The following is a 19,976-nucleotide window of genomic DNA, read 5'->3' as shown; positions in this document are numbered from 1 at the left end:
GGGTGCAGTCATGACAACTTCTATGATCGCGCCTTGCTGGGACTGCCGCGATTGCCTCGATCTAATTGAAGCTGGGCGGATTCCTCTCACCATTGGGAGTAGTCTTTTTTCTGCAATCTAAGGATGGGGATAGCGATCGCTCAGCCAATGGAGAACCCGCTGTCGAGCCGCTTCATCGCTGCCAGCCGGTACTTTGCCATCCAGAACCGCACCGTGCAGAGCCTCGAGAATCTCACGGAATTGAGGGCCAGGCCGATAGCCCAGCGTTTTGAGATCATGGCCGCTAATCGGTAATTCCAGCGGCAGCCACTCCCAGAGATAGCGGCTGATCACGCGGCGCTGCGATCGCGGTAAGACAGCCGCAGCTAACAGTAGAGTGATCGGGTCGTAGTCCGCTAGCTGGCGATAGAGCTGACTCGGGAGTTGTGCAGAATCCAGTTGGGTGAGCTGAGCGATCGCTTCCGGCCACTGTTGCAAGCGTTGAATCACTTCCTGTGGCAGTTGCAAGCGTTGGGCGATCGGCCCCGGCTCTGGCAGGCTGGTCAGCAGACTTTGCAGCCGTAGCAGCCAAGGCGGTACGGGTTTGAGTGACGGATGAGCTTGCTGTTGCCAGCGCCGATTAAGGCGATCGCAGCGACGGAGCTGGGCTTCGAGCGATCGCGTCCACCAACAATCACTGTGCAGACAACGGAAGGCTTGCAGAGAGCCAAGTTCCCGCAGGGCGGGCAGCCAATATTGCGCCTCCAAAATCAGTTGTAGTTCTGCCCGCAGACGGGTTTGCAGCGCGGGCGTAATGCTGTTTTCCCCTTGAGTACGCTGATAGACGCCACTGTCGAGGGCATAGCGAATTTGTCGCCGCGTTTGGTCTTCGATCGCAAAGCTGAGGCGCACGGCAAAGCGCACCGCTCGAAAAATACGCGTTGGATCTTCGATGAAGCTGTTGACATGGAGAACGCGCACCTGACGGGCTTCGAGATCGAGCCGTCCCCCAAAAAAGTCGAGGAGTTCGCCAGCGTGAGGTTCGGTCAGACGAATTGCAAGGGCATTAATCGTAAAGTCGCGCCGGTAGAGGTCTTGGCGGATTGAGCTGGCTTCGACTTCGGGGTTGGCTGCTGGGTAGGGATAGAACTCCGTGCGCGCCGTGGCGATATCTACCCAGAGCGACTCAAACACCGGATCTTCGTGCCAGAGCAGCGCCGCCGTTTGGAACCGTCCATGCACTTCCAGCCGCGCCTGCGGATAGCGATCGCGCAGCAATTGCGCTAGTTCGACTCCCGCTGCTTCGGACAGAGCGCGGTGAAACCCATCGACGACCAGATCGATATCGCTGATTAGCAACGGTGCATCGGTCTGAGCAAGGAAGAGATCACGCACACCACCGCCGACGAGATAGAGATGCCAGCCCCGTTCTTCAGCAAAGTGCGCCGCCGTTTCTAGGAGCTCCCATTGCGCAGGAATCAAGCGCTGGCGGAGCCAATCGCGGGGTGTGCCGGGTAGCAGGCAAGCAGGCGCATTCAGCGGCGGTGTTTGGCGCTGTTGATCCTGATGCAGTTGGCGTAGCACATCCGTGCGAGTAACGATGCCGACGAGTTGGTCGCGATCGAGCACCGGTAGACGGCCAATGTCGTAGGTGACCATCAGGTCTTCAATTTCCGGCAGACTCGTTTCGGGGCTGATCGTCTTGGGATTAAGAGTCATGTAGCCCTTGACCGGTGCATGGCCAAAACCATGGTGCAGCGCTAAATCCAAGTCGCGGCGGGAGATGATGCCAACGAGTTGATCCTGTTCGTCCACGACCGACAGGCCGGAATGACCGTAGCGCAGCAGGATCCGTTCGGCTTCCGCGATCGCAATTTCGGGGCGCACCGTTCGCACTGGCGAGGACATCAAATCGCGAGCCAACAGCGGAGCAGGCAGTTGCTCCAAAACTGCAGCCCCGATCGCTGCCCACGTTGCTGCGATTGCGGTACCTCGCCAATTCAGCGAAGCAGCACGGGCATGCCCACCACCGCCCCACTGCCGAAAGGTTTGACCCAGATCCGGTCCTTCAATCCGCGATCGCCCGATCACGGTCAAGCGGCGATCGGTACTGCCTTCCACCGGATAGTGAACGCCCAGCAGCAGTAAATCGGCTTCGGTTAGGGCAAATAACTGAGCGGCAAGGCTGGAGAGGCCGGTCAAATAGCCATCCACGGGCAGCAAAACTCGCGCGAGGGTTTTGCCCCGTCGTTCCTCCAACTCCAAGACCTCGAGGGACTGACTCAAAAGCGCTTGCAGCGGTGCAGACAGTCCGGGTTCCACATACTCCCGCAAGACTCGTAGATTTGCCCCTTGAGTCATCAGCCAGGCCAGTGCTTGAGCATCACGAGGGGTGCTTTGGTCGTAGCTGAGGGAACCTGTATCGACGTGAATGCCAAGAGCTAACACCGTCGCCTCAGCAGGTGCGAGTTGAATCTGGGCTGCTTGCAATCGTTCACACATTAAAGTGGCCGTCGCACCTACGGCTTCCACTTGGCGATCGCTTGCCGCAATATCGCAGGGACTTTGTAGGTGGTGGTCGTAGACTGCGATCGCCTCCAACTGCGGTAGGTCCAGCCATTCTGCCGCCTTGCCAAAGCGCAGCCGCTCTTGGGCATCCACTAAGTGAATTCGCCGCAGCCGCTTGGGATCAACCGATCGCCGTTCAATCAGCGGATACTCATCGCGATAAAGTGCCAAAAAGTCTCGCACGGCTGGATGAGCCCCGCCCGTCAGCACAATGCGCGACCCCGGCAGCAGACGACTGAGGCCAACCGCCGCGCCCAACGTGTCAAAGTCGGCCGTGCCGTGACAGAGAATCAGATCCATGCAATGCCCTAGGCCACCCTTTCATGCTCGCTGATTCTTCGCAGCCGTCGTCATTCCACCACGTCACGGTTCTCCAAAAGGAGTTAGTGGAGGGATTACTGCCCGATCGCGGCGGTTGGTTTTTGGATGCAACCTTGGGTGGTGGCGGTCATAGTGAGTTGTTGCTTTCTAGCTGGGCCAATACGCAGGTGATTGGCCTCGATCGCGATCCGGCGGCGATCGCCGCGAGTCAGAGCCGACTGCAGCCCTACGGCGATCGCGCTCAGTTTCAGCACGTCAACTTTGCTGACTATCAGCCGGGCGATCGCCAGTTTCAGGGGATCATGGCGGACCTTGGCGTCAGTTCCCCACAGTTGGATGAGGCGGAGCGCGGTTTTAGCTTCCGGCAGGATGCGCCGTTGGATATGCGCATGGACCCTACGGCGGAATTGACTGCTGCCGAGATCGTTAACGAATGGGATGAAACGGATCTCGCCAACCTGATCTATCAGTACGGCGAAGAGCGACTGTCGCGCCGCATTGCTCGCCGGATTGTGGAGCGGCGTCCCTTCGATCGCACACTGGAACTATCGGAAGCGATTGCTGGAGCCGTCCCGCGCAGCTACCGTTATGGCCGCATTCATCCGGCAACTCGTACGTTTCAGGCGCTGCGGATTGCGGTCAATGGCGAACTGGACGCGTTGCAAACCTTTCTCGATCGCGCGCCCGATTGGTTGGCACCGGGTGGCCGCATTGCCCTGATCAGCTTCCACAGCTTGGAAGACCGGATTATCAAACATGCCCTGCGCGGCGACGATCGCCTGACCGTGATCACCCGTAAACCACTCTTACCCAGCGAAGCCGAGATTGAAGCCAACCCGCGATCGCGATCGGCCAAGCTGCGAATTGCGGAGCGAGTTGCTGATTAACTGCTGCTGACAATCACTGCAGCAAGGTTGGGCGCTGGAAAGAATCACCGTTCTGCCTGCAGGGAGGAACTGTCAGAATCACGTCCTCTGTCGTACACTGCATCGACAGCTTTGCAGTTCCCCCTAACTTCGCCATGAAAGTAAGCGTTATTGGTACTGGCTATGTCGGTTTGGTTACAGGAACCTGTCTGGCGCACATTGGTCATGACGTGCTCTGCATCGATAACAACGCCACCAAGGTTGAGCAACTGCAGGCCGGTCAATCCCCCATCTACGAACCGGGACTGGACGAGCTGATTCAGTCCTCAACAGCGGCGGGACGGTTGCAGTTCAGCACAGACCTCGCGGCTGGGGTTGCCCATGCAGAAATTTTGTTTATTGCCGTTGGAACGCCGCCGCTTCCCAATGGCGAAGCCGATATGCGCTTTGTCGAGGCGGTGGCTCGCGGGATTGGCGAGCATTTAGATGGCAAGACCTATCGGGTAATCGTCAACAAATCGACGGTGCCGATTGGGTCGGGTGACTGGGTACGGATGCTGATCCTCGATGGCATGCTGGCGCGGCGACAGGCATTGGTGCCGGTTGGGGCTGCGATCGCCGATAGCGAGGACTTACCCCAAGACTGTTTTGATGTGGTTAGCAACCCAGAGTTCCTGCGAGAAGGCACAGCAATCCACGACACGTTTAATCCCGATCGCATTGTCTTGGGAGGCAGCAGCGATCGCGCCTTTGCCCGCATGCAAGAACTCTACGAGCCGATTGTTCAGCGTCAATTTGCTGTCGATCGCGATCGCCCACCAGTGCCGGTTCTTCGGACAGATCTAGGCTCGGCCGAAATGATCAAATATGCAGCCAATGCCTTCCTTGCGACCAAGATCAGTTTCATCAATGAAGTCGCCAACATCTGCGATCGCGTCGGCGCGGACGTTGTCCAAGTGGCGAAGGGCATGGGACTAGATGCGCGGATTGGCAGCCGCTTTCTCAATGCCGGTTTGGGCTGGGGTGGCTCCTGTTTTCCCAAGGATGTTTCGGCCTTGGTGCATATCGCCCAAGACTATGGCTATCCCGCAACCCTGCTAGAGGCCACGATCGCCGTCAACCAGCGCCAGCGGCTGATTCTGTTGGAGAAGCTGCAGCAGGAACTGAAAATTCTCAAAGGCAAAACGATCGGCTTACTCGGGCTAACGTTCAAGCCCGACACCGATGACCTGCGTGATGCGCCAGCCTTGACCTTGGCCGAACAGCTATTACGCCTTGGTGCCAAAGTCAAAGCTTACGACCCCATCGTGAGTGCTGCACCGATCACAGGTCTAGAGATCACGACCTCCGCTCTGGACCTCGCCAGCGGCTGTGATGCCCTAGCCCTCGTGACGGAATGGCAAGAATTCCAGGAGCTGGACTACCTGCCCTTAGCTGCCCGGATGCGGCGACCGCTGATCATTGATGGCCGTAACTGCCTCGATCGCGATCGCCTGCAAGCCCAGGGCTTCCGCTATATCGGTATTGGTCGTTAGGGCAGCACTGCAATACAGTCAATTTCAACTTTGGCATCCTTGGGCAGCCGCGCCGCCTGCACACAAGCCCGAGCCGGTGCAGTTGCCTCGTCGAAGACCGTCGCGTAGATAGCATTGACGCGGGCGAAGTCTTCCATATCTGCCAGAAAGACGGTGGTGCGCACCACATCAGCAAAGCTAGCCCCTGCTGCTGCCAACACTGCTTTAAGGTTGCTCAAAACTTGGTGGGTTTGTGCTTCTACATCGTCACCACCGACCATCACACCGGTCACAGGATCGAGAGCGATTTGCCCCGAGACAAACAACATCCGCCCGCTGGCTGCGATCGCTTGGCTATAGGGGCCGACCGGGGCGGGAGCTTGGTCGGTGTAGAAAACTTCGCGCGTCATGCCGTCATTGCTGAAACTTGCTTTGCCATTGTCTCGTTTGACGTTGCCGCCGTTCGACTAGAGCGATCGCTTGTTGCCGAGATCAAATGTCAAAAATCCATGACATATAGTCCTTGAAAACGACTAATTTGGTCAAAAAGTCTTTTCTGGACTGGATTTTTGCTTGATCCCCGCCTCTGAACTGAGGCAAGGTAGAAGCGTCGCATCTCGAATGGTTATGTCTAAACCGCCCTATCCGCTGGAGCAGATGACTCTGCGACAGTTGCGACGCGTTGCCAGTGAATATGGCGTGTCGCGCTACAGCCGCATGCGCAAGTCCGAGTTAATTGCCGCCATTCAAAAAATTGAGGCAAATAGCGCCGTGCATACTAGCCCTTCCCCCAGCAGCGATCGCCAAGAAGAAGTCGAAGCTACGAAATACGATGTGGGCCAACCGCAGCCGGTTGAACCGATCGAACTGACGGGTGTAGATGCAGAGCTGCCCGATCTGCCGGAAGGCTATGGCGAAAGCCGCATTGTCTTGCTGCCTCGCGATCCGCAGTGGGCCTATATCTACTGGGATGTGCCAGGCGACCACAAGCAAGCGCTCAAATCGCAAGGTGGACAGCTACTGGCGCTGCGTTTCTATGACGTTACCGATCTCGACCTCAATTACCAATCGCCCCACAGCCTGCAGGAATATCCCTGCGATGAGCTGGCGCGGGATTGGTACCTACCCGTACCGGTGAGCGATCGCGACTATTTGGTGGAAATCGGCTACCGAGCAGCAGACGGCCGTTGGTTGCTGCTAGCCCGCTCTGCCCCGGTGCGCGTGCCGCCGGTCTATCCCTCCGACTGGATCGAGGACCACTTCATCACCGTCAACTGGGACGAAGACCTCCGCGGTCAAACCGTTTTCCAGTTGGTGCCGCCCAGCCAAAAGGCCAGTTTGGCCGGCAGTGGCGGTGCTGCTCCTGGGGCCGGAACCGCCAGCGACGAAATCTTTGCCTTGTCGGAAGGGGCCGAGTCGATGCGCTTGGCGGGTTCCCTCTACGGTTCGCAACACATGCGTCCCGTCCACGAAGAAACCCTCAGCTCCTACGTCTTCCCTTCGGGTGTGGGCATGTGGGCGCTGCCGACCGCTTCGGGTCTGACTCAGTCGGGCGTCGGCATGGTTGGTTTCTCTGCTTCGCTGCCGCTGGAACGTCAACCCCGCAAGTTCTGGCTGGTCGCGGATGCTGAGCTGATTATCTACGGGGCAACGGAACCAGATGCCACGGTCACGATCGGCGGAAAAGAGATCAAGCTCAGCCCCGATGGCACCTTCCGCTTCCAGATGTCCTTCCAAGACGGTGTGCTGGACTTCCCGATCGAAGCCGTTGCAGTCGATGGTGAACAAACGCGATCGATTCGCATGACCTTCAATCGCGAAACTACCAACCGTCGCACCAACACCAAGGAAGAAGCCCAACTGGAATGGTTCCAGTAGGTCACTCCTGAGTCGTAGCCCTAGCGCTACAACGTACCCGCTGGCTCTGGCTGGCGGGTTTTTGCTGGTTGGACTTCGGGATGCTGCGCCAGAATTTGTCGCATCACCGTTTGCGCCGAGTAGCTGACGCCAGCGGTGCCTTCGCCGGGATGGGTGGAGTCGCCAACTAACCAGAGATTTTTGACCGGTGTGCGGTTGGCAAAGCCGAAGGGGCCAAAGGTGCTGATGCGCATCCCCAAACCACCGACACTGCCGCGATCGCGATCGGTGTAGCGAGCAAACGTGCGGGGCGTGCCGGCTTCCACATGGCGGAGGTGCTCAGGCCGTAAGTCGAAATATTGACCCAGCCGCGTCAGCATCGTTTCGGTGTAGTCCTGCTTGAGAGCGGTGTAGTCCTCGGTCTGGCTCCAGTGATCGAGATCCGTGAAAGTCGAGGCAACGATCGTGGCTTGACCTGTGGGTGCACGACCATCGTTGGGGCGACTAACAGAAACGAAGAGGGAATTGTTTTCGCCGAGGGGGCCTGCGGGATCAAACAGGAATTGGAGATGGGGCGGACAGTCGGCTGGCAGAGCGGCAGCATCCACCCCGAGATAAAGAACAAAGGCACCGGAAGGCGTGGGAGTTTTGGCGAGACGCTGTTGATAGCCCTTCAACGCTGGAAGGGTTTCAACGGTTGAGCCGAGCAATCGCAACAAATCAGCTGCCGTGACATTGGCAACAACGTGATCGGCCGCGATCGCCTCTACAGCCTGCGTGCGTTGATCGCGAACTCGGATCCCCTGAACGCGATCGCCCACAGTTTCGATCGCTTCTACCCGTTGCCGGTAGCGAATCTGGCCGCCATGTTTCTCCAGCCCTTCCAGCAGGCGATCGCTGAGGACTTGCATGCTGCCTTCGAGGTGATAAAGCCCATAGGGCGCTTGCGAGAGTGCTAAGGCAGTCGCGGCATAAAGTACTGCCGTTTCATCAGCACCGCACTGGGAATAGAGCTTGAGTTGAATATCCAGAAAAGTCTTGAGGCGGCGATCGCCCCCCAAGCCCAGCAGATTCAAAACCTGTCCCACGGTCAGCAGCGCGTAGGGTGCCGTCAGTACAGTCTCCGGTCGTACCGCGCCGATCAGCTGCTGCAAATCCCAGAGATTGCGCGGGGGCAATACTGGCTGACGCTGTTGGAATTGCCAGCCCAACTGAAAGAGCTGCTGCATCAACGCCCAAAAGGGTTCACTGCCAGGAAACCAACGCTCCCGTTCCGCTTTCCAGCGATCGCGATCGTGCCAAACGTGCACAGGTTCCGATTCACCCGGTAGCCAGACCGCGCAGGCCGGATCGCAGATTTTTGCTGCCGGTAGCTCTAGACCTAGTTCGGCAAAGATTTGAGCATGGATACCACCCGGTTCGAGCCCGGCAACCTGAGTTGCGCCGACATCAAAAGTAAAGCCACGCCGCCGAAACGTAGACGCGCATCCGCCCGCGATCGCTGCCTGTTCGTAGACCGTGACATCAAAGCCTCGTGCAGCTAAGAGAGCGGCCGCTGTTAAACCACCAATGCCTGCACCAATGACCGCAACTGAGGGACGCTCCACAGGCATGGCAAGAGTTAGAAAACTTTACATTTCCTACTCTAGCGATCGCGGTGGGCGAAGAATGCAGCGATCGATGTAACGGAATCGTTAGGATTAGCTCGAATCCGTGCTTCCAGACCCGATGAACAACCTGACACGCCGCCAATTTTTGGCGACTGCCACCCTTGCGACTGGCTTTGCCCTAGCAACTCGCCCGATCGCTGCTGCTGTCATCACGACAGATAGCAAGGGACTCGAGACCGGGACAGCTCAAATTCCGACTGCCGATGGATCGATTCCGGCCTATTGGGCGCGGCCCGTCAGTGGTCAAGACTTCCCGATCGTGCTGGTAGTTCAGGAGATTTTTGGCGTCCACGAGCATATTCAGGATGTTTGCCGTCGCCTAGCGAAGTTGGGCTACTTGGCAGTCGCCCCAGAAATGTTTGTGCGGCAGGGCGATGTTTCTAAGCTGGAAAGCATCGACGAAATCCGCAAGATTGTCAGCAAAGTGCCGGATGCGCAGGTGATGGCGGATCTCGATGCCACAGTGGCTTGGGCTGCGACCCAAAAAGGCGATCGCGATCGCCTCGCGATTACAGGTTTCTGCTGGGGCGGCCGGATTACGTGGCTCTATGCCGCTCACAATCCGCAGGTTAAAACCGGTGCAGCTTGGTACGGACGACTGGTTGGAAACTCGACTGAACTGACACCCAAACACCCAGTCGATGTCGCTGCCGAATTGAAGGTTCCAGTCCTAGGGCTCTACGGTGGCGAGGATACAGGCATTCTGTTAGACACCGTTCAACAGATGCGCGATCGCCTCAAGACGGGACAGAGCAAGTCCGCCATCATCATCTACGAAGGCGCACCCCATGCCTTCTTTGCAGACTATCGCCCGTCCTATCGCCAAGCGGATGCGCAGGATGCATGGCAACGGCTACAGACATGGTTCCAGCAGCACGGCGTTTAGAGTGTCGAGCTGAACCGTGAGTTAAGCGATTGCCTAGTCAGCCAGCGGCTCTTGAACGACTGTCAGTTCAGCTACCCAGTCAGGACAAGTGGCGGCGTTAGGGCCGTAGGGGTGCATGGCACAGATCAGGCGATCGCCCCGACCATGCACCCGTCCGTAGTAGTGACTGCAGCCGCGACAACTCGGTGGGCGATCGTCACTGGGGCGCAGAAACCCTGCTTGAGCCAGCAAAATTTGCTGCCGGCGATCGCGGAGACGCCGGCGATTTTCGAGGCGATAGCGTAGTCTGGGCAGTGCGTTCCAACTCAGATCAGCGGCATCCATTCTGGAAATCCCGCAGCAGTGATCTCAGTCTAGAAGCTCCGTCCTACCAGCGATCGCCTTGTGGAAGACAGGTTTAGATCTCGGATTGAGACTAAGCTTCCGGCCGAACCGTCGCAAAGATTTCGTCGAGAATTTCCTTCGCACCTTGGGCTTTCAGCTTGGCAGCCAGTTCGAGTCCGAGGGGTTCTGGATCGTTGCTGGGGCCACTAACCTGATCGCGCAGCAAGCGTTGGCCGTCCAAGCTAGCAACCATCCCGGTTAGCGTCAGTACGCCATCTGCGATCGCGGTGTTGACACCGATCGGGACTTGGCAGCCGCCTTCCAATTCCCGCAGGAATGCCCGTTCCGCCAAGCAACGCTGAGAAGTCGGTTCGTGCTCTAGGGCTTTCAGCAATTCCAGAATTTCTGGGTCTTCGGCGCGGCATTCAATCCCCAAAGCCCCTTGTCCAACGGCATGGAGCGAGACTTCTGCAGGAATCAACTGGTGAATGCGATCGGCCATGCTCAGGCGTTGTAAGCCTGCGGCAGCCAAAATCAGCGCGTCATATTCACCGGCATCCAGTTTGGCGAGGCGAGTGTTGAGGTTGCCGCGCACATCCTTGAACTGCAGATGCGGATAGTGGTGCCGCAGCTGAGCTAAACGGCGCAGCGACGAGGTGCCAATCACCGTTCCTTCCGGCAGCGTTTCAAGCTGGTGCTCTTTGAAGCGCTCATGAACGACCAGTGCATCGGCCGGATCTTCGCGCTCGGTGACGCAGCCAAGGATCAAGCCTTCGGGCAGGCGCGTCGGCAAATCTTTGAGGGAGTGGACAGCGAAGTCGACTTCGCCCGCCAGCATGGCGACTTCCAGTTCTTTGGTGAACAGTCCTTTGTCACCAATCTTGGCCAGTGCCACATCCAGAATGATGTCGCCTTGCGTGCTCATCGTCTGCACGTCGAACTGGCGCTCGGGATAGAGCCGTTGCAGTTCGCCTTGCACCCAGTGGGTTTGCACCAAGGCTAGTTGGCTTTTGCGAGAGCCAATACGAATCGGACGGGCAGGGCTGGAGACCATGGAATATCAGCAGTGGAGAGCAGCGGCCAAGCAAGGCCCTTAATCAGATTACCGTTTCGAGCGATCGCCCACTTCAGAAGCTGGAGAAGAGGCTGAGCGATCGCCCTTCAACCATCCCCACCCGGGCAACCTTTTAGGATCGAGGATAAAGACGAGGGATTGGGATGCAGGTTGCGGAGATTAGCCCCCTATTGATCGAGCTGTTCGGCGCTGATCGGCTCGAGGCCAATCCGCCCGAAAGTTGGCAAATCCAGACGCCGGAATGTCGGCTGTTGCTGCTGTTATCGGCCAGCGGTGAATGGCTCCGCGTGCTGTTGCCCCTGTTGCCTGCAGTCGATGCTGCTCCCTTTCACGCTCAAATCCTAGAGGCGAATTTCGATGCCACGGGGCCAGTGCGCTACGCCCTCCATCAAAACGTCCTTTGGGGAGTCTTTCAGCATGACCTCGCTAGCTTGACTACCGGTGATCTCTATCAAGCGATCGCTAGTCTCTTCGATTTAGCTCAGCGTGGATTGGATCCATTCTTCACGGCTTTGGCAGAAACACAGCTGCGGCAAATTGTGCACGCGGCCAAACAGCAGGGTCAGTCTTTGGCTGCCACGCTGCAAACCCTCACCCATCTCTACGAAGAGGGGGTTTTGGGGGATCTCAGCAATGGTCCTGAGATCCGACGTTTCACCCTCGATCGCTGGCGCGAACAACTGGAACGACTCTGGCCAGAAGTTGAACTAGATGCGCGGGAGCCATCCTGACTTACTTACAGTCTTGGGGCTGGTGTCTTGGACGTAGATCATCTAGCAGTCGCCGATACCGTCTTTTAGCCACTTTCCTCTAGGGTGAGTAAAGAAATTTTACGAGTTTTGAGGGGTGTGGGCATGGTGACGAGTGCGATCGTGGCCTATCTGCATTACTTGGGCTTCATGCTCAGCTTTGGAGCGTTGGTGCTGGAGCGGCGCTTGCTGAAGGCAGAACCCAGTATCAATGAGGCCAAGCTGATGATTGGCACTGATATTGTCTACGGCTTGGCAGCGCTCACAATTTTGGTGACCGGCGTGCTGCGGGTGCTCTACTTTGGCCAAGGCGTTGACTTCTACATGCACAATCCGGTTTTTCTGACCAAAGTCAGTCTGTATCTCGCGATCGGGGGACTCTCGCTCTATCCCACGATCAGCTTTATTCGCTGGGCTTTCCCGATTCGTGATGGTAAAGCGCCGGTGATTAGCGAAGCTGCCGCCAAACGCCTCGGCTGGGTGCTGAATATTGAAATTGCAGCCTTTGTGGTGCTGCCCCTACTGGCTGCTTTGATGGCTCGCGGGATTGGCCTGCAAGCCTAACGACACTGCTTGAGTTCAGTAAGCCTGCTCCCCTAGGGAAACTTGGGGGAGCTAATTATTAGGACTACTGTACTGATTGGTGTATTGATCGATCGCTTGCTGACGTTGTTCAGTGATGCGATTCATTTCCGTTTGGACCGTGTCGATGGTATCGAGTCCCTGCTGAGTCGTTTCAGCAGGCATCATCGCCATCTTGTAGTAGACACTGCCCAACCAAACGGCGATCGCGCCGATTGCGCCCCAAAAGATGAGATTGATCAGGGTCTTGGACATAGTGATTTCAAAATCGCTGTTTGAATTGTGCCCTGCGATCGCCACCATGCCTGCTGGCTCAGCCGTTGGAGGCTTGTACTGAGGGACTACGGAAACCGCACGCTAGGACTCAAGCACTCATCGCTAGCATCCGCTCAATTGGGCGAAGGGCCGCTAGGCGAATTTCTTCAGGAATTTGAATTTCAGGCTGGCGATCGCGCATACAGAGATAGAGCTTCTCCAGCGTGTTGAGCCGCATGAACGGACATTCGTTGCAGGCACAGGTGTTGTCTTGGGGCGGCGCCGGAATAAAGGTCTTGTCAGGTGCCGCTTTCTGCATCTGGTGGATGATGCCCGGCTCAGTGACAACGATGAATTCCCGACTGGGACTGTTAAGGCTGTAGTTCAGTAGCGCGGTAGTCGAACCAATAAAGCGGGCATGGTCGAGCACCGGTGTTTCGCACTCAGGATGCGCAATGATTTCGGCTTCGGGATGACAGGCTTGTAGCTCCAGCAACCGCTGCTCTGAAAACGTCTCGTGGACGATGCAACTGCCGTCCCAAAGCACCAGATCGCGTCCGGTTTCCTGCATCACATAGCGACCCAAGTTGCGATCGGGCGCAAAGATAATCGGCTGATCAGCCGGAATTTGCTGGACAATCTTTACTGCATTGGAGCTGGTGCAAATGATGTCGCTGAGTGCCTTAATCTCGGCGGTGCAGTTGATGTAGGAAATGACGATGTGGCCGGGGTGAGCGGCCTTAAACGCTGCAAACGCTTCGGGTGGGCAGCTATCGGCTAAGGAGCAGCCTGCCGCCAAATCAGGCAGCAAGACTTGCCGATTGGGATTGAGAATTTTCGCCGTTTCTGCCATGAAGTGAACGCCAGCAAAGACAATCACGTCTGCATCCGTTGCTGCTGCTTGACGCGACAATCCGAGCGAATCACCAATGTAGTCTGCGACATCTTGAATCGCTGCTTCTTGGTAATAGTGCGCCAAGATAACCGCGTTCAGCTCTTGCTTCAGTGCTGCGATCGCGGCAGGCAAATCAGTAGGAAGATCGGTGGTGGGGCGATCGGCGGCGAGGAACACAGGCAGATCTCAGCAAGGTCGAAGATGCTTCGATCCTAGCTAGCATTGCCGCGATAAATGCGTTGTTGTTGTTCCGGTGAGAGCCAGCCACGGCTGGAATAGCTAGCGGGTTGAGCCGCAGATGCAGCGATCGCGGGTTCTGGTTCTGCGGGCAAGTCTTCAGTCAAAGGCACCACACAGCGCCCCAGAATTGATTTTTCTTGGCTACCCGGCAGGCGCACCGGACATTCATCGATACCGGTGTCGTCACTGTTCGTACGGCTGATCTGTAGGACTTCACCGCTTTCGACTTCGTAGATCCAGCCAAAGATTTGCAGCTTGCCTTGGAAGAGGCGCGATCGCACCACGGGATAGGTCTTGAGGTTTTCGATTTGGGTGAGGACGTTCTCGGCAACCAGAATCTCGACCAAATCATCGGTGTCGTAGCCGCTGTAGTTGTCCAAGACCAAGCGGCGAGTTGCCTCAGCATGCTGCAGCCAGTTGTAGACCAGCGGCATTTTTTCTTGCAGCTGATTGAGCTTCAGCAAGCCCTTCATCGCGCCGCAGTGCGAGTGGCCACAGACCACCACATGCTCGATGTTTAGTGCTGCGATCGCATATTCAATCGATGCACCCTCACCGCCATTGGCTGCCCCAAAGGGCGGAATCAGATTGCCCGCATTGCGGATCACAAACAGTTCACCCATGCCCGACTGGGTGATGAGGTTGGGGTCAATGCGCGAGTCGGAGCAGGTAATGAACAACACGCGTGGGTGTTGGCCTTTGGCAAACTGCTCAAACAGCTCCCGATGGGACGGATAGTAAGACGTACGGAAATGCCGTAACCCCTCGATGAGCTTGCGCATGCCAGTGATACTCGGGACTGAGGAGCATTATCGCGGAGAAGCGATCGCAGCGCACGGCCTTTGCAAAATCCAATGGTGCCGATAAGTGCAGACAATCCTTCTGCTGGGTAGGCTATAGCCACAGACAGCAATTGAGGAGTGCAGGATGCGAGCTTTGAGTGGCGCAGTTGTGGTGAGTGCGATTGGTCTGCTGGCTACCCCCGCCATGGCGCAACCAAGCCCCAGCACCCTCTACGGCACAACACTGATCTATCTGACCTGCATTAATCTCAACAACGGCACGATTACTCGCCAAGATTTATCGAGCCTCAGTGATGGCGAATATAATGCGCTGCTTCCAATCTGCAACTCTCTCCAAGATGGGGCCATTACCCCAGAAGAAACGGTTGCGATTCAAACGCGACTGAAGCAGGAAAGCAATCAAATCAATCAAGCGGTCGCTCAAAAACTTCAGAGTCAGCCTTATCTGCAGGGCGCACAAATTGACCTGCAATCTGTGGAAACCATCAATCAAATCAACTCGATCTTCAACACGACATTCACCCCCGCTCCCTTTTAGATAGCTGTAGAAGACTGAGTTGCGATCGCAGGAATCAGCAACGCAACTGACTCATCTGCTAGCAACAGTCTCTCGACTCCAACCTCTGTCTAGATGAATCGATGCTGAAGCTCACTGTTGCTAATACGATTACGGCATTAATTCAAGGGGATATCAGCGAGCACTACCCGATTCGTCAAATCCCCCTTCAAGGCGAGGTGATTGGCCTTGGCACAACAACAGAAATTGATAATGGCGAGTTGTGTTTTTTGCCGGAGGGTAGAACCACTGCTATCTACAAAGGCGATCCTGAAGCAGGAGCTGCAATTCTCCAAGATCCAAGCTCAGAACTGATCCATTTCCCCTATGTCTGCTTTACCAGTAATGGCAGTGGGCTAGGAATTCCGATTGATACTGCTCAACTCCCTTCCGTAGAGGCCGGATTACAGGCCATTATTGCTGCCGCGATCGCCCAAATTGACTCCCCTGCAGACTACTTTGGTGTACGACTACAAGCTCACTGGCATACGTTAGTTGTGACGGTAGCTGCCAAGCTCTGTCTTTGGCAACGTCGCCGCTTGGTGCGTGATAGCCAAGAGGATAACGTCTACGAAAGTCTTAAACACTTTTATTTTGCTGATCAAGCTGGTGACCCGCTGCACCACCTTTTAGGGCCTGCTCCGATTTGGAATCTCAGCGGCTTCTATGCCCGCCATCCCGAAACGGGTTTAGTGACTGTTCCCCGTGCAAATGCCCATCTGCATATCCATGGCTGTTCCAGCGATCTCCGCTTTGCAGGTCACGTCCATCACGAGCATCCCAATACGCAACTAGTCTCGTTCAAAGAACTGATTCTCTATCCGATTAGCACCGTAGAGGTTCTAAAAGCGGATCTAGCAATCGAAAACCTCAGAATCGAGTCAGACTGGCTGCACTTTAGCGTGACGAATCAAGGTCGCATGGATGTTAGTAATGCTGATGTGGCGATCGTGGTCAACAACAGCTATCGAGGGCATCGTGCCTTACGGCTTCCTTGGTTAGCCCAAGGCGATCGCGAAGATTTGGCTTACCCGATCGCAAAATTACCGCTACGACCCGGTGAGAACTTTATCGAGGTTATTGCCAATCCTGATCAAACGATCTTAGAAGACGATCGTAATGATAATCGAGCAGGAATTACGACATTTCTATCCCGTAATTTCACACAGCTCTGCCCTGAGAACTTCGAGGATCTGTAATATGTTTTAGCCTTCATGGCTCAGATCCTCTTAACCTCAAATTTTTGTTTAAAAAATAGTTAATATGTGGCCGCCTAGATTCCTAGTGCTGCTGAATCTATCTATGAGCATTATGGATGTCAGCTTGCATTCAAACGAGCTGAGCTATGTCATGGAAAAATTGGTATCTGGAGTTCTATCTGTTGCAAAATTTAAACGGTGAAAACTACACACATGAGCACGCTGGATATGAAATATTTATTGAATGAAGATGAGTGATTTTAGACTAATGAATATGATGAAAGCATAGCTTCTGTCAGCTGACAGGAGGAACTGATGAATCGTCTTGTGCTGCTTGGGGGATTAGCGGTCAGTAGCACCTTGATAGTCGCTGCGATCGCGGCAACTTTACCGGATCCCGTGAAGGCTAGTTCTGTTGAATCTTCTGCGATCGCCCAAGGGATGGGACCACCCAACAATCTGGGGCGTCCTGGCTGGCCGGGCAGGATGGGCAATGCAGATCAACACTTCATTGTGATGATGATTCCTCACCATGAAGGGGCGATCGCGATGGCTGACCTCGCGATCAAGCAGTCTCAGCGATCCGAGATTCGCGCCCTCGCTCGCGCGATTCAAACAACGCAGGCTCAAGAAATCCGCGAAATGCAAACCTGGTACCGCCAGTGGTATGGCATAGAAGTCCCAGACTGGGGCGATCGCGGGATGGGAGGTTGGCGCAATTCATCCATGGTTGGTGGTGGCATGGGGTGCGGGGCGATGGGTGGCATGACGGGAGACCTGAACGCCCTGAACACAGCACCCGACTTCGATCGCGCTTTCATCGAAGCGATGATTCCCCACCATCAAATGGGGGTGCGAATGGCTCAAATGGTTCTGATGCGCAGCGATCGGCCAGAAATTCAACAGCTCGCCCAAGCCATCATCACGGCTCAGAATCGGGAGATTCGCCAGATGCAGCAGTGGTATCGCCAGTGGTATCCCTAAACTGCGATCGCGCTAAGAAGCAGTCGAAACACTTAGATAAGCGATCGGCTGATCGCCCCTTGAGATAGTCGTTTGAGTTTCAGTCGGGATGACAGGATTTGAACCTGCGGCATCCTGCTCCCAAAGCAGGCGCGCTACCAAGCTGCGCTACATCCCGGTCTGCTTATTATACCGAGGGGCTTGCACTTCCTGAAACTGCCGCAACGGGTATGCTGCTGAAAAGCATAGCGACAGAACGATGCGGATCTTAGTCACGGGTGGTGCCGGTTTCATTGGATCGCACCTCATCGATCGCCTGATGAACGCAGGTGCAGAGGTGATTTGCCTAGATAACTACTTCACCGGGCGAAAGCAAAACGTTGCCCAGTGGCACGGTCATCCGCGCTTTGAACTCATCCGGCACGACATCACCGATCCCATCCGCCTCGAAGTCGATCAAATCTACCATCTCGCCTGTCCTGCGTCGCCGGTGCACTATCAGTACAACCCGATCAAGACGGCCAAGACGAGCTTCATCGGCACAGCTAATATGTTGGGCTTGGCCAAGCGGGTTAAAGCCCGACTGCTGATGGCCTCTACGTCTGAAGTGTATGGCGATCCCCACGTTCACCCGCAAACCGAAGACTACTGGGGCAATGTCAACCCGATCGGCATTCGTTCCTGCTATGACGAAGGCAAACGGGTTGCAGAAACTCTCTGCTTCGACTATCACCGTCAACACAATCTTGAAATTCGGGTAGCGCGAATTTTCAATACCTATGGACCGCGCATGCTCGAGAACGATGGCCGCGTGGTTAGCAATTTCATTGTCCAAGCCCTGCGAGGTCAACCGCTGACGGTCTACGGAAAAGGGGAACAAACCCGCAGCTTTTGCTATGTTGCCGATCTCGTCGAGGGATTGATTTGCCTGATGAATGGCGATCGCATTGGCCCTGTGAATCTCGGTAATCCCAGCGAGTACACAATTCTGCAGTTAGCCGAACTGATCCGCGATCGCATTGATCCCAGCCTGCCGATCGAGTTTCGACCCTTGCCGCAGGATGATCCGCAACAGCGCCGACCAGATATCAGCCGTGCAAAGGCTTGGTTCGGTTGGCAACCCACCGTCTCGGTGCAAGAGGGTTTAGACCGGACGATCGCGGACTTTCGCGATCGCCAGCAAGCAGCTGCAGAGCGAGTCCCGGAAAGTAGCCTGCGTTAGCCTGCTGTTCCTGCCCGCGCTAGGCGATCGGATCACTGGCTTGGGGCGGGCGCGGCAAATCTGTCCAGACTAACCCCGGTGCGTGGAGAATGGCGAGACAAGCATCCACCACATCGGGGTCGTAGAGCTGACCGCGATTGGCTTCAATCTCGGCGATCGCTGCCCCTAGCCCCAGTCCCGGTCGATAAGGACGGTGGCTGGTCATGGCATCGATCACATCGGCTACAGCAATAATGCGAGCCCCGAGTAGGATTTGATCGCCTTTGAGTTTCTGCGGATAACCCGAGCCATCGAGTCGCTCATGGTGTTGCAGCGCAATTTCTGCCACTGGCCACGGGAACTGAATGTTTCTAAGAATGTCGTAGCTTGCTTGCGAGTGTAATTTAATCAGTTCATATTCAATCGGATCAAGCCGACCCGGCTTTGAGAGAATTTCAGCTGGGGCTCGCAACTTACCGACATCGTGCAGCAGCCCTGCCACGTAGATCCCACGAGCAGTATCTTCAGGTAGCTGCAGCTGATGGGCGATCGTGTAGGCGAGCCGTGCGACTTGATTTTCATGACCCTGTGTATAGGGATCGCGCAGCTCAACCATCTTCACAATCGCCTGAATTGTTTGGTCGAGGAGGCGATCTTGGGCTGCAAGAGTCTGACGGCTGGTCAGTCCATAGGCCAATAGCTGTGCGACTTGCTCTAGCAACTCTTGATCCGCTGGCGAGAAGCTATTGGGTTCGGTGCTGTAAATATTCAGCGCCCCCAACACGCGATCGCTCTGCTTGATGGGCAAGGCAATACTAGCCGTAATGTGATGATGCTGCGCGAGATCTTGCCAAGGCATGAGGCGGGGTTGAGGAGATCGCCAATCAGCCAATTGGCTTTGACCTGTTTTGATCGCTCGACCGGTGGGTCCTTGCCCTGTAGGTGCATCGTCCCACGTCACTTGGAGATTATCGACGTAGGACTGTAGGCTTCCGTAGCTGGCAAAAGATTGAAGAACTTCGTGAGGATCAGGACCGGCGAGCGTCACCAAAGCGTGGGCATACCCTGCCTCAACCACACAGAGGCGACAAAACTCTGCCAGAAACTCCTGTTCACTGGAAGTACGAACCAAGGCCTCGTTACAAGCTTTCAGGGTTAAGAAAGCGTGCTCTGAGCGCTCGGCCAGTGCGACTTGTGCATGCAGTTTTTGCTGCAGGTCTTCAGTGTCCATTCTGCTGAAGATGCCTCACGCGCCTGTAAACCAATTATCAACCCTAAAGCTCTGGCTGGTTACTCAAGAGTGTAGCCATTGTAGGACTTGGCTGCCAAAATCTAACACTTGGCAGTCTTGAATGCTTTTTTAGTATTTATATCTGTCAATTGTGCTGTCTGTATCTCTGAGAACATCTCAACTTGGTACAAGCCAAAGAAATAATAAAAAAGTGCAAATCTTGACTGAGGAAAATCTACTAA

Annotated in this window: 19 protein-coding genes and 1 tRNA gene; 10 read left to right on the top strand and 10 right to left on the bottom strand. The window is 55.7% G+C overall.

What is annotated here, in order from left to right:
• Window positions 1-117: 117 nt before the first annotated feature.
• Window positions 118-2,847 (bottom strand): CBS domain-containing protein, encoded by a 2,730-nt coding sequence (locus DOP62_RS04830; protein WP_208672575.1) that lies wholly within the window; start codon window positions 2,845-2,847, stop codon window positions 118-120.
• A 23-nt stretch (window positions 2,848-2,870) separates the two neighbouring features.
• Here DOP62_RS04830 and rsmH point away from each other — a divergent pair, with 23 nt between their 5' ends.
• Both rsmH and DOP62_RS04820 read left to right on the top strand, forming a co-directional pair.
• Window positions 2,871-3,755 carry a 16S rRNA (cytosine(1402)-N(4))-methyltransferase RsmH gene (gene rsmH / locus DOP62_RS04825; RefSeq protein ID WP_208672574.1) on the top strand — a complete coding sequence of 295 codons (885 nt, stop codon included), beginning with the start codon at window positions 2,871-2,873 and terminating at the stop codon, window positions 3,753-3,755.
• 134 nt (window positions 3,756-3,889) lie between these two features.
• Window positions 3,890-5,269: a UDP-glucose dehydrogenase family protein gene (locus tag DOP62_RS04820; RefSeq protein ID WP_208672573.1), complete on the top strand. Its 1,380-nt coding sequence runs from the start codon at window positions 3,890-3,892 to the stop codon at window positions 5,267-5,269.
• Here the strand turns inward: DOP62_RS04820 and DOP62_RS04815 are convergent.
• Window positions 5,266-5,658, bottom strand: a complete 393-nt coding sequence (locus tag DOP62_RS04815; RefSeq protein ID WP_208672572.1) for a RidA family protein — start codon at window positions 5,656-5,658, stop codon at window positions 5,266-5,268. The genes DOP62_RS04820 and DOP62_RS04815 overlap by 4 nt on opposite strands.
• A gap of 217 nt (window positions 5,659-5,875) precedes the next feature.
• Here DOP62_RS04815 and DOP62_RS04810 point away from each other — a divergent pair, with 217 nt between their 5' ends.
• A complete protein-coding gene (locus tag DOP62_RS04810; protein ID WP_208672571.1) occupies window positions 5,876-7,126 on the top strand; it encodes a DUF4912 domain-containing protein in 1,251 nt (416 codons plus the stop codon).
• 26 nt (window positions 7,127-7,152) lie between these two features.
• Here the strand turns inward: DOP62_RS04810 and crtD are convergent, their stop codons facing one another.
• Window positions 7,153-8,718 (bottom strand): C-3',4' desaturase CrtD, encoded by a 1,566-nt coding sequence (gene crtD, locus DOP62_RS04805; protein WP_208672570.1) that lies wholly within the window; start codon window positions 8,716-8,718, stop codon window positions 7,153-7,155.
• A 115-nt stretch (window positions 8,719-8,833) separates the two neighbouring features.
• On the opposite strand from crtD, the gene DOP62_RS04800 reads away from it, so the two are divergent.
• Window positions 8,834-9,661 (top strand): dienelactone hydrolase family protein, encoded by an 828-nt coding sequence (locus DOP62_RS04800; protein ID WP_208672569.1) that lies wholly within the window; start codon window positions 8,834-8,836, stop codon window positions 9,659-9,661.
• A 33-nt stretch (window positions 9,662-9,694) separates the two neighbouring features.
• On the opposite strand, the gene DOP62_RS04795 is transcribed toward DOP62_RS04800, so the two are convergent.
• On the bottom strand, window positions 9,695-9,985 hold the full coding sequence (locus DOP62_RS04795; RefSeq protein ID WP_208672568.1) for a hypothetical protein: 291 nt from the start codon (window positions 9,983-9,985) through the stop codon (window positions 9,695-9,697).
• A 91-nt stretch (window positions 9,986-10,076) separates the two neighbouring features.
• Window positions 10,077-11,039 (bottom strand): hydroxymethylbilane synthase, encoded by a 963-nt coding sequence (gene hemC / locus DOP62_RS04790; RefSeq protein ID WP_208672567.1) that lies wholly within the window; start codon window positions 11,037-11,039, stop codon window positions 10,077-10,079.
• 164 nt (window positions 11,040-11,203) lie between these two features.
• Here hemC and DOP62_RS04785 point away from each other — a divergent pair, with 164 nt between their 5' ends.
• Together DOP62_RS04785 and DOP62_RS04780 are read left to right on the top strand one after the other, a co-directional pair.
• The gene (locus DOP62_RS04785; protein ID WP_208672566.1) at window positions 11,204-11,791 is read left to right on the top strand and encodes a hypothetical protein; all 588 of its coding nucleotides are present in this window, start codon (window positions 11,204-11,206) and stop codon (window positions 11,789-11,791) included.
• 123 nt (window positions 11,792-11,914) lie between these two features.
• Entirely contained in the window at window positions 11,915-12,373 is a 459-nt protein-coding gene (locus DOP62_RS04780; RefSeq protein ID WP_208676941.1) for a DUF2214 family protein, read from the top strand.
• Window positions 12,374-12,424: 51 nt separating this feature from the next.
• Here DOP62_RS04780 and DOP62_RS04775 read toward each other — a convergent pair whose 3' ends face one another.
• The 3 genes from DOP62_RS04775 to DOP62_RS04765 all read right to left on the bottom strand — a co-directional run bounded on the left by DOP62_RS04775 (window position 12,425) and on the right by DOP62_RS04765 (window position 14,563).
• Window positions 12,425-12,646, bottom strand: coding sequence for a hypothetical protein (locus DOP62_RS04775; protein ID WP_208672565.1), 222 nt, complete (start codon window positions 12,644-12,646; stop codon window positions 12,425-12,427).
• Between the two features lie 109 nt (window positions 12,647-12,755).
• Window positions 12,756-13,718 carry a quinolinate synthase NadA gene (nadA, locus tag DOP62_RS04770; RefSeq protein WP_208672564.1) on the bottom strand — a complete coding sequence of 321 codons (963 nt, stop codon included), beginning with the start codon at window positions 13,716-13,718 and terminating at the stop codon, window positions 12,756-12,758.
• Window positions 13,719-13,753: 35 nt separating this feature from the next.
• Window positions 13,754-14,563: a carbonic anhydrase gene (locus DOP62_RS04765; protein WP_208672563.1), complete on the bottom strand. Its 810-nt coding sequence runs from the start codon at window positions 14,561-14,563 to the stop codon at window positions 13,754-13,756.
• A 145-nt stretch (window positions 14,564-14,708) separates the two neighbouring features.
• Between DOP62_RS04765 and DOP62_RS04760 the strand changes: the two genes are divergently transcribed.
• From DOP62_RS04760 to DOP62_RS04750, 3 genes are all read left to right on the top strand, one after another.
• Complete coding sequence (locus DOP62_RS04760) at window positions 14,709-15,122, top strand: hypothetical protein (protein ID WP_208672562.1); 414 nt, start codon at window positions 14,709-14,711, stop codon at window positions 15,120-15,122.
• Between the two features lie 101 nt (window positions 15,123-15,223).
• The gene (locus DOP62_RS04755; RefSeq protein ID WP_208672561.1) at window positions 15,224-16,339 is read left to right on the top strand and encodes a hypothetical protein; all 1,116 of its coding nucleotides are present in this window, start codon (window positions 15,224-15,226) and stop codon (window positions 16,337-16,339) included.
• A 315-nt stretch (window positions 16,340-16,654) separates the two neighbouring features.
• On the top strand, window positions 16,655-17,323 hold the full coding sequence (locus DOP62_RS04750; protein WP_208672560.1) for a DUF305 domain-containing protein: 669 nt from the start codon (window positions 16,655-16,657) through the stop codon (window positions 17,321-17,323).
• 83 nt (window positions 17,324-17,406) lie between these two features.
• Here DOP62_RS04750 and DOP62_RS04745 read toward each other — a convergent pair.
• A tRNA-Pro gene (locus DOP62_RS04745) sits at window positions 17,407-17,480 on the bottom strand.
• An 81-nt stretch (window positions 17,481-17,561) separates the two neighbouring features.
• Between DOP62_RS04745 and DOP62_RS04740 the strand changes: the two genes are divergently transcribed.
• On the top strand, window positions 17,562-18,524 hold the full coding sequence (locus DOP62_RS04740) for a UDP-glucuronic acid decarboxylase family protein (protein ID WP_208672559.1): 963 nt from the start codon (window positions 17,562-17,564) through the stop codon (window positions 18,522-18,524).
• A 19-nt stretch (window positions 18,525-18,543) separates the two neighbouring features.
• On the opposite strand, the gene DOP62_RS04735 is transcribed toward DOP62_RS04740, so the two are convergent.
• Complete coding sequence (locus DOP62_RS04735) at window positions 18,544-19,734, bottom strand: HD domain-containing phosphohydrolase (RefSeq protein ID WP_261789748.1); 1,191 nt, start codon at window positions 19,732-19,734, stop codon at window positions 18,544-18,546.
• Window positions 19,735-19,976: the final 242 nt, after the last annotated feature.

Source organism: Synechococcus elongatus PCC 11801, from assembly GCF_003846445.2.
GTDB classification, from domain to species: domain Bacteria; phylum Cyanobacteriota; class Cyanobacteriia; order Synechococcales; family Synechococcaceae; genus Synechococcus; species Synechococcus elongatus_A.
Note: the sequence above shows the minus strand (reverse complement) of the source record. Positions and strands in the feature narration are given on the sequence as shown.